General features: G+C 62.9%; 9 protein-coding genes. 3 read left to right on the forward strand and 6 right to left on the reverse strand.

Annotated features, from left to right (window positions below):
• Window positions 1-18: 18 nt before the first annotated feature.
• From QCE79_RS22790 to QCE79_RS22800, 3 genes are all read left to right on the forward strand, one after another.
• Complete coding sequence (locus tag QCE79_RS22790) at window positions 19-366, forward strand: cupin domain-containing protein (RefSeq protein WP_250510718.1); 348 nt, start codon at window positions 19-21, stop codon at window positions 364-366.
• 243 nt (window positions 367-609) lie between these two features.
• The gene (locus QCE79_RS22795) at window positions 610-1,626 is read left to right on the forward strand and encodes an ABC transporter substrate-binding protein (RefSeq protein WP_244830130.1); all 1,017 of its coding nucleotides are present in this window, start codon (window positions 610-612) and stop codon (window positions 1,624-1,626) included.
• Between the two features lie 23 nt (window positions 1,627-1,649).
• Window positions 1,650-3,392, forward strand: a complete 1,743-nt coding sequence (locus QCE79_RS22800) for a GMC family oxidoreductase N-terminal domain-containing protein (RefSeq protein ID WP_309848264.1) — start codon at window positions 1,650-1,652, stop codon at window positions 3,390-3,392.
• A 56-nt stretch (window positions 3,393-3,448) separates the two neighbouring features.
• Here QCE79_RS22800 and QCE79_RS22805 read toward each other — a convergent pair whose 3' ends face one another.
• The 6 genes from QCE79_RS22805 to QCE79_RS22830 all read right to left on the reverse strand — a co-directional run bounded on the left by QCE79_RS22805 (window position 3,449) and on the right by QCE79_RS22830 (window position 9,783).
• Window positions 3,449-4,876, reverse strand: coding sequence for an aldehyde dehydrogenase family protein (locus tag QCE79_RS22805; protein WP_309848119.1), 1,428 nt, complete (start codon window positions 4,874-4,876; stop codon window positions 3,449-3,451).
• Between the two features lie 23 nt (window positions 4,877-4,899).
• Entirely contained in the window at window positions 4,900-5,694 is a 795-nt protein-coding gene (locus QCE79_RS22810; protein WP_250468432.1) for an ABC transporter permease, read from the reverse strand.
• Complete coding sequence (locus tag QCE79_RS22815; protein WP_404989400.1) at window positions 5,691-6,560, reverse strand: ABC transporter permease; 870 nt, start codon at window positions 6,558-6,560, stop codon at window positions 5,691-5,693. The genes QCE79_RS22810 and QCE79_RS22815 overlap by 4 nt, the downstream gene beginning before the upstream one ends.
• Window positions 6,561-6,598: 38 nt before the next feature.
• Window positions 6,599-7,909 (reverse strand): FAD-binding oxidoreductase, encoded by a 1,311-nt coding sequence (locus tag QCE79_RS22820; protein ID WP_250494136.1) that lies wholly within the window; start codon window positions 7,907-7,909, stop codon window positions 6,599-6,601.
• A gap of 2 nt (window positions 7,910-7,911) precedes the next feature.
• A complete protein-coding gene (locus QCE79_RS22825) occupies window positions 7,912-8,625 on the reverse strand; it encodes an HAD-IA family hydrolase (RefSeq protein ID WP_250468434.1) in 714 nt (237 codons plus the stop codon).
• Between the two features lie 81 nt (window positions 8,626-8,706).
• Window positions 8,707-9,783 (reverse strand): ABC transporter ATP-binding protein, encoded by a 1,077-nt coding sequence (locus QCE79_RS22830; RefSeq protein WP_309848121.1) that lies wholly within the window; start codon window positions 9,781-9,783, stop codon window positions 8,707-8,709.
• Between the last annotated feature and the right edge of the window lie 97 nt (window positions 9,784-9,880).

Here is a 9,880-nt window from a genome sequence, read left to right on the forward strand (position 1 = left end):
TCGACAAGACACGACCATATGAAAGTTCAGCAGATCAAGCAGAGCATCGGGCTACAAGGCCTGGAAGACTGGGGCACGGCAGGCCTTCCGGGCACACCGCAAGTCAGGGTTTCGGGCGTACAGCGCGTGATTCCGGGCAGCGAGAACATCGACACCGGCGTGTTCGAATGCACGCCGGGCACGTATCGTCGCTCGGTCAAGGAAGCCGAAGTCATGCACTTTCTTGCCGGAAGCGGACGCTTCACGCCCGATGGCGAAGACACCGTGCACTTCACGGGCGGCGACACGCTGTTTTTCGCGGCGAACACCGAAGGAACATGGGAAGTCGAGGAGACCATGCGCAAGGTATACGTGATTTTCCAGTGAAGCGTTTCTTGAATTGCAGGGCATAACCTAAGGTCATGGAGCCTCCAACAATTGCGGCGTTGCTCCAGCGAATTTGACCCAATATATTTTTGCTCAGACCCGCGTCGTTCTTGCGCGATGACATGCTCATCCGCAGTGACGGCGCGACCTGCAAGACGTCCTTCGCTTCAACCTTGTCGAGGAAACGCCGTGATCAATATTGCAAGGTTCAGTTGTTCCCGTCTCACGCTTCGCCCGCTTGCCATGACTTTCGCGCTTGGCATGGCCCTGGGCGGCGCGGCACCGGCTTTTGCCGCGGGCAGCATCACTTTCGTGTCGCAAGGCGGCGCTTATCAGGAAGCGCAGACCAAGGCGATTCTCGATCCCGCTGCGAAAGAACTCGGCATCACGATCAAGCAGGACAGCATTCCGGATGCATGGCCGCAAGTCAAAGCGCAAGCCGCTACCGGCAAGCCGATCTGGGACGTGATCGATACCCCGACGTCGAACTGTCTGCGCGGCGGGCGCGAAGGCTTGCTGGAAAAGCTCGACTTCTCGAAGATCCCCAACGCGGCCGCGATGCCCGAGCAATACCGCACGCCCTATTCGGCGGCGTACGAGTTTTATTCGACCGTCATCGGCTACAACAAGAAAACGCTCAAGAAGGTGCCGCAAAGCTGGAAGGACTTCTGGGACGTGAAAGGTTTCCCCGGCACGCGCGCCTTGCGCAACGACCCGCAGACCGTGCTCGAAGCCGCTTTGCTCGCGGACGGCGTGGCGCGCGACAAGCTCTATCCGCTCGATGTCGATCGCGCGTTCAGGAAGCTCGAAGAGATCAAGCCGAACATCACGGTATGGTGGACCTCGGGCGGCCAGTCGGCGCAGTTGCTGCACGACGGCGAAGTCGACATGACGATGATCTGGAACGGCCGCGCGAGCGCCGTGCGCAAGGACGATCCGGACGTGGACTTCACCTTCAACGACGGCATCCTGCAGAACACGCAGTTGTGCATCCTGAAGAACGCGCCGAACCTCAACGATGCGGTGCGCTTCCTCAATACCGCGCTTTCGCCGGAATTGCAGGCGAACCTGCCGACGTATATCGATTACGGTCCGGGCAATCCGGCCGCGTTCAAGACCGGCAAGATCAGCGAGAAGCGCGCGTCCGAGCTGCCGAGTTCACCCGCCAATGCCGCGAAACAAGCGCTGATGCAGGAAGAATGGTGGGCATCGGACCCGGGCATTCAGGCCAAGGCGCGGTGGCTCAAGTTCATGCAGTGAACGTGCAGCGCGCGCGTTCCGGCATGATCGATTATCTGATTCTCGGCGGCGGCTCGGCGGGCTGCGTGCTGGCCGCGCGCCTGTCGGAGGACGCAGGCAAGCACATCTGCCTCGTCGAGGCGGGCCGCGACATCTCCGCGAGCACCATGCCGGACGCGGTTCGAAGCCGCTATCCGGGGCGCGCTTATCTCGATACGAACAACATCTGGCGGCAGTTGAAGGCCCGCATGAGCGCGCTCGCGCCCGTTCGACGTTATGAGCAAGCGCGCATTCTCGGCGGCGGTTCCGCGATCAACGCGCTGATGGCCAATCGCGGCGCGCCCGCCGATTACGACGAGTGGAACACGCTCGGGGCCGATGGCTGGAACTGGCAGAACTGCCTGCCCTACTTCCGCAAGCTCGAAACCGATTGCGACTTCGCCGGCCCCTATCACGGCTCGGACGGACCGCTGCGCATTCAGCGACCGAAGTGGGCGCGCATCTCGCCGTTCGTGCGCGCCGTGCTGGATACGCTTAGCAAGAGCGGCCATCCATTACATGAGGATCAGAACGGGCCCTGGCAAGACGGCGCGTTTATCGGCTCGCTCTCGGTGAGCGCGGCGGGCGAACGTATTCCGACGTCCATCTGTTATCTCGACGATGCCACTCGCAAGCGCGTGAATCTATCGATCCGCACGGGTCTCGTCGTCGATCGCATTTTGTTCGATGGCAAACGCGCGATCGGTGCGCGCATCCTGCGGCCGGATGGCACGCACGAAGATGTGCACGCGCGGCGCGTGATCGTCTCGGCGGGCGCGATACACAGTCCCGCGTTGCTCATGCGCAGCGGCATCGGGCCGGCGCAAGCGTTGGCTGCGCTCGGCATCGAAGTATGCGCGGACCGGCCGGGCGTGGGCGGCAATCTGATGGAGCATCCGTCGATTGCGGTGTCCGCGTTTTTGCCGCGTTCGGCGCGCACGCCTTATCCCGATGAGCATCACGAGCAGGCGATCGTGCGCTTCTCATCACATCTCGATGACACCGTGCCCGGCGACATGCACGGCGCGATTCTTTCGCGTTCCGGCTGGCATTCGGTGGGTTATCGGCTCGGCACGATCTTCTTTTGGGTCAACAAGTCGTATTCGCGCGGGCGGGTGACGTTGGCATCGGCGAATCCACTCGATGAACCGAAGGTCGATTTCGCCATGCTTTCCGATACACGCGACCTCGAACGGCTCAAGCTTGCCTTGCGCTTCGGCGCGCAAACACTTAACGCGGCGTCGATGGATGCGCATCGCGACATCGTGTTTCCGTCGAGCTATTCGCCGCGCGTCGCAGCGGTCGCGGTGCCGGGAATGTGGAACGCGTTGCAGCGCGGCGCGTTGAGTGCGCTGCTGGATGTTGCGGGACCGTTGCGTGGATGGCTGATCCGACGCGTGGTGACGCAGGGCGTGAGTATCGCCGACTTGATGAACGATGACGAAGCGCTCACGCGGTTCGTGACACGATCGGTTGGCGGAACGTGGCATCCGTCGGGCACATGCCGCATGGGCGCTGAAAACGATCCGCTCGCCGTGACTGACGCGCGCGGCGCAGTGTATGGCGTCGATGGTCTTTATGTATGCGACGCCTCGCTGATGCCTTCGATACCCTGTGCCAATACGAATGTGCCGACGATCATGATGGCCGAGCGCGTGGCGGATATGCTGCGGGCGGAGTCGAGCGCCAATCGCTTTGCGAGCGAGGTCGGGGTGGTGGATGGGTATGGGTCGAAGCGGATATCGTAGGGCGTGAGATTGGCGGTCGCGTCACGCGCGCTACGAATCGAGGCGCGTGCGCTTGACTACTCCCCAAACCCCACGATCCCCTTGACCTCCAAAAACGCCTCCAATCCCCACTCCCCATACTCGCGCCCATTCCCCGACTGCTTATATCCGCCAAATGGCGACCCCGCATCCCATGGCGGATAGTTCACATAAACGCTCCCCGCGCGCATGCGTAGCGCCACCTTCCGCGCCCGCTCCTTATCCCCGGACTGCACGTAAGCCGCAAGCCCGAACGGCGTATCGTTGGCAATCGCAATTGCTTCTTCGTCATCGCGATACGGCATGATCGCAAGCACCGGCCCGAAGATTTCCTCGCGCGCAATCGTCATCGACGGATCGACACCAGCGAACACCGTCGGCTTCACGTAGTAACCACGTTCCAACCCGTCCGGACGCCCCAAACCGCCCGCCACCAACTCCGCGCCTTCTTCGATGCCGATGCCAATCAACCGCTGCACGCGCGTGAACTGCACGTCGCTGACGACCGGGCCCATCGTCGTGCCGTCCGCATCGGCGGGGCCGACGCGCTGCTTCGAAGCCGCACGCCGCGCGATCTCCACGGCCTCTGCATGACGCGATGCAGGCACGAGCATGCGCGTGGGCGCATTGCACGACTGACCGCTATTGCCGAAGCACGAGTTCACGCCCGCCGTCACGGCCGCTTCCAGATCGACATCGTCAAGCAGGATGTTCGCCGACTTGCCGCCCAGTTCCTGATGCACGCGCTTCACGGTCGGCGCGGCCAGCTTCGCAATCTCGACTCCCGCGCGCGTCGAGCCAGTGAACGACACCATGTCCACATCTGGATGCGAAGACAGCGCCGCGCCCACGGTCGGACCGTCGCCATTGATGAGATTGAACACGCCCGGCGGCACGCCTGCCGCATCGAGAATCTCGGCAAACAAGAGCGCATTCAGCGGCGATACTTCGCTTGGCTTGAGCACCACCGTGCAACCCGCAGCGAGCGCGGGCGCGACCTTGCAGACGATCTGGTTGATCGGCCAGTTCCACGGCGTGATGAGCGCAGCGACGCCGACCGGTTCGTGGTTAATGAGCGTCGTGCCCTTCCTGCGTTGCCACTGAAAGCGCGCGACCGTGCGCAAGGTCTCTTCGATATGCCGCTTGCCGAGCGACGCCTGCCACGCATGCGATAACTTGGAAGGCGCGCCGATTTCACGCGTGATGACTTCGGCCATCTCGTCGTAACGCGCAAGGTACGCTTCGAGTATGCGTTCGAGCAACGCGACGCGCTCTGACACCGGTGTCCGCGAGTACGTTTCGAATGCACGCCGCGCGGCTGCAACCGCGCGATCGACATCGCGCGCATCGCCGAGTGCGATCTCTGCAAACGCTTCTTCCGTGCAGGGATCGATCACGGGCAGACGTCGCGTGCCGGCCGGTTCGACCCACGCGCCATCGATGTAGAACTGCAATGAGTGTGACATGCGTTGATCCGTTTCTATAAGCGTTAAGTGCGCGCCACCGCCGAGCGCCGGCTCACGACGACGATCATCACGAGGCACAACGTAATCGCCGTGAGCATGGTGCTGATGGCCGCGATGGTCGGATCGATCTCGTCGCGCAAGGTGACGAACATGCGGCGCGTGAGCGTCTGGTTGCTGCCGCCCGAAATGAACAGCGCGACGACGGTTTCATCGAGCGCCTGAATGAAGACGAACACCGCGCCCGAGATCACGCTCGCGCGAATCTGCGGCAGCGTCACCGCCATGAAACTGCGAAAGCGGTTCATGCCGAGACTGCGCGCGACCATTTCCTGCGTGCGGTCGAAGCTGCGCAGATCCGCGCCGACCGAGATGAGCACATAAGGCAGACCCAGCATGGTGTCCGCGATGATGAGCCCGCCCAGCGTATTCACGTATCCCGCTTGCGTGAACACGAAGAACACGCCCACCGCGACGATGATGATCGGTACCATCATCGGCAACATGAGGAGCGTGCGCAGATAGCGCATCGACCAGTGCGAGCCGTACTGAATGCCATAAGCCGCCGCAATACCGAGCGGCGTCGCTATCAATGCCGCGCATGTCGATGCGGCGAACGTCGTCTTGGCTGCGTCGATCCACGCGGGGTTGTCGAAGAACGCGTGATACCAGCGCAACGAATACGCGGGCGGCGGAAAGGTCAGAAAGCGCGCATCCGAAAACGACAGCGGCACGACGATCACCACCGGCACCATCAGGAACACGAGGATCAGCAGCACCGATGCGCCGAGTATGATCCGGCCGAGCGACAGTCTCTTCATTTCGCCCCCAGCGTTTTTTCGAGCGGAATCACGCGGCTCGCGAGCCAGAAGATTGCAAAGACACACAGCAACAGCACCACGCTCACCGAACTCGCCGCGCCCCAACTGTTGTAGATCTCCACATTACGGCTGACGATCATGGAGACCATCATCGACTTGCCGCCGCCCATGAGTTCCGGCGTGATGTAGAAGCCCAGGCACAACACGAAGACGAGTGTCACGCCCGCGATCACGCCGCCCATCGAGAGCGGCAAGAACACGCGCATGAACACATGCAAGGGCGAACCGCCGAGACTCGCGCCCGCTTGCGACAGGTTCGGCGGAATCTTCTGCATCGCCGAATAGAGCGGCAGCACCATGAAAGGCAAGAGGATATGCACCATCGCGATGATCGTGCCGAACTGGTTATACGAAAGCTGCAAGGGCCGCTCGATCAGCCCCATGCCGAGCAGCGCCTTGTTGATGAGGCCCGTGCGCTGCAACAGCACGAGCCATGCGTAAGTGCGCACGAGCACGCTGGTCCAGAACGGCAGAATGACCATGCCGAGTATCAGCGCGCTCCATCGCGGCGAAACCGATGCCGCGAAATATGCGACCGGATATCCCAGCAAAAGCGTCACGCCCGTCACGATGATGGACAGCTTGAACGTCAGCAGAAAGGTGTCGAGATAAGCGCCCGTGAAAACGCGCCGATAGTTCACGAGCGTGAACGCGCCTTCGTGATAAATGGACTGCCACGACAGCCACGCGAGCGGCACCACCAGCAGCACGATCACCACGAACAACGCGGGCGCCATGAGCAGCAGCATGGCGCGGTCATCGCGTCGTTGATGGCGCACCGAGGGGTCGGCTGCGGCGGCATGCATCGGCGTTGCATCCTCTAGTATCCGTTTGGCTATCGTCATCATGCACCCACGGCGTCGAGAAACTGATACCACGCGGCGACGAGCCTCACGCCCGGCGCGCGCAGCGCATGAAAAGGCACCGGCCGCAAGCCGTCTTGCGCGAGCAGCGCGAGATCGGGCTTGTCGCCGAGGGCGAGCGCCGCTGCATGTTGCCCGACGAGGCTCGCCATGGAAATCCCCGCGCCGTTGTAGCCGAGGCAGAACGTGGTGGCGTCGTCGCTACGGCCGACATGCGGCAGCGCGTTGAAGGTCATGCCGACATAGCCCGACCAGCGGTACTCGACCGGCACGCCGTTGAGTTGCGGGAACAGCGCGATCATCGCGCGTTGCAACGCATCGAAGCCGGTTGGCTCGCCTTCCTTGCCGAAGGCATCGCGTCCGCCGAAGAGCATGCGGCCATCCACCTTGCGAAACCACTTCATCATGCGGCGCGTTTCGGCGTAGCTGCGGCGATTGATCATCAACTGCGCGTCGAGGTCGGCGGGGAGTTTCGCGGTCGCGATCATCGCGCTGCGAAACGGCACGAGTTCGCGATGATAGGCGGCGGTGGCATCGGAAAGATTCGAATAAGCGTTGGTCGCGACGATCACCTGTTTCGCACGCACCGTGCCGCCAGGGGCACGCAGGATCACGCGACGATCGTCCGCGCGCGTCATGTCGATCACCGGTGTCGATTCGAAGATCGGCACGCCACGCGCAGTCAGACCGTCGGCAAGCCCGCGCACGTATTCCAGCGGCAAGATGGTGCCCGCGTCCGCGCTCAACACGCCGCCCACGAAACCACGCGAACCCGTCTCGTGTTCCACTTCGGCGCGCGACTGCACGCTCATGGTCGTGTCGCCGAGTGTCGTGCGAACCCACTCGGCTTCCGCCCGTATCGAGGCGAAAGCGCGCTCGGTATGGGCGCAACGCAGACTGCCCGTGTGCTCGAATTGCGCGGCCTGCAAACCGAATTCGTCGATGAGCGCTTCCACCGCGCGCACGCCCTCGTGCGCGAGCCGATGCATGCGCTTGGCCATAGCGACGCCATGCGCGCTCGCAATCGACGGAAACGACAGCCTGAATTTCGACGACACCACGCCGCCGTTGCGACCGCTTGCGCCCCATCCGACCGGATTCGCATCGAGCACGGCGCACTCCACGCCGCGCTTTTGCAAGGCATGGGCGGCCGTCAGCCCCGAATAGCCCGCACCGATGATCGCGACTTCCACATCGAGGTCGCGAGCCAAGGGCGCCGTGGCGGCAGCGGGGCCGGCCATCGCCCGCCAGAGCGAGTCGGGCGCGGGACGCGGCGTCGTCGGGGCGCGCATGATCAGGCGGCGGCGCGCAGTTCGGCCTCGACCGCATCGGCGAGCGCGCCGAGGGTCGCGAACTTGAACGTCGGCGTCGTCACGTTCTCCGGCACGGGCGTGGCGCCGAAGCCTTTCTGACCTTGACGGCGTTCAATCCAGCACGTCGCATAACCGAGCTTCGTCGCGACGCCGATGTCGTGATACTGGCTCTGCGCCGTATGCAGAATCTCGTCGAACTTGTAGCCGAACGCAGCCTGACGTCCACGGTTGTAAGCGAAGAATTGCGGGTCGGGCTTGGCGACACCGGTTTCGTCGCAGCAGACGGTATCGTCGAACGGATTGCCGAGCGTATGCGCATACGCCGACAGCGCGACGCGGTCCGCGTTGGTCATCGCGACGAGCCGGAAGTGCTTGCGCAGGCGCTTCAATGCGGCAACGGAATCTTCGAAGGCGGGCCATTCGAGCACGTCGCGCTGGAACGCAGCAGCCGATTGCGCGTCGTCGGGCAGACCGAGTTCCTTCGCCAGATGCAGGTAGACGTTGGCCATCTCATGGCTCGAACGCCCCGGATACTTCGCGCGGCCATCCATGTACGGCGTGAAGATCTGGTCATCGGTCAGGTCCTTTGCCTTCGGGCCGCCCAGACGCCGCACGGAATCGAGCACGCCTTTTTCGAAGTTGATCAGCGTGCCGACGACATCGAACGTCAGGACCTTGAAATCGGTGAGATTCATTGCATCATCCTTTTGCGGGTTGCGTATGAGTTGGCAACATGTGCCAGTCGAATCGCCCGTGCACAGGCGATGAAAAACCGTTCATGCGGGCACGACGATGGTGTCCGCGGGATCGAGCGCCACGATCATCTCGGCGCCCGGCTGGGGAATGCGGCGGCGCGCCTCGAAGCTGCCGGGCTGTCTCAGGCTGATGGCCGTGCCGTCTGCGAGCACCGCGAACACGCGCAGACTTTCGCCCTGATAAAGCACTTCGGTCACGCGACAGGAAAAGCGGTTGGCGTTTGCTTGCGCGTCGCCATGCGCGATGAAAAGCTTCTCCGTCTGCACCGCGAGCAAGAGCTTCTCGCCGCGTGGCAACGGGTGCGCCGTGCGCAAGACCGTGTTGCCGAGACGCACGGTGTCGTCGCCCGTGCGGCTCACGTCGAGCAAGGTCGCCTCGCCGATGAAGCTCGCGACGAACGCATCGCAAGGACGGTCGTAGAGACGCTCGGGCGTGTCGATCTGCACGAGCTTGCCGTCTTTGAGCACGGCCACGCGGTCGCTCATGGTGAGCGCCTCGCGCTGATCGTGCGTCACGTTGACAATGGTCGCGCCAAGCCGCCGATGCAGCCGCCGCAGCTCGATCTGCATGGTCTCGCGCAATTGCTTGTCGAGCGCGGAGAGCGGCTCGTCCATCAGGATCAGTTGCGGCTCGAAGACCATCGCGCGGGCGAGCGCCACGCGTTGCTTCTGCCCGCCCGACAACTGGTCGATGCCGCGATTCTCGTAGCCCGCGAGTTCGACCATCGCCAGGGCATCGGCGACCTTCTTCGGCCAGGTGGATTTCGGCTTGCGTCGCGCACGCAGCGAGAACGCGACGTTCTCGCCCACCGTCATATGCGGAAAGAGCGCGTAGTTCTGGAACACGATGCCGATATCGCGCTTGTGCGGCGGCGCAAATGTAATGTCGCGCTCGCCGACCCAGACGCTTCCGGACGTTGGCTGCACGAAGCCGCCGAGAATGCCTAGCAGCGTGGTCTTGCCCGAACCCGACGGGCCGAGCAACGAGACGAATTCGCCCGGCGCGATGTCGAGAGAAACATCGTCGAGTGCGGCCAGCGCGCCGTAGCGCTTGGTTGCCGACCTGATCGATACGCCGGTTTTCGCTCGTGCATCCATGAGTGTCGTCTCGTGTCTTCGGGCTTGAGGATTAAGAAAAATATACGGCGCGATGTTTTTGACGGCAATTCCAAAATTGTTGGATCGGGCATAACAT

It is taken from the genome of Caballeronia sp. LZ003, assembly GCF_031451465.1.
Lineage (GTDB): Bacteria > Pseudomonadota > Gammaproteobacteria > Burkholderiales > Burkholderiaceae > Caballeronia.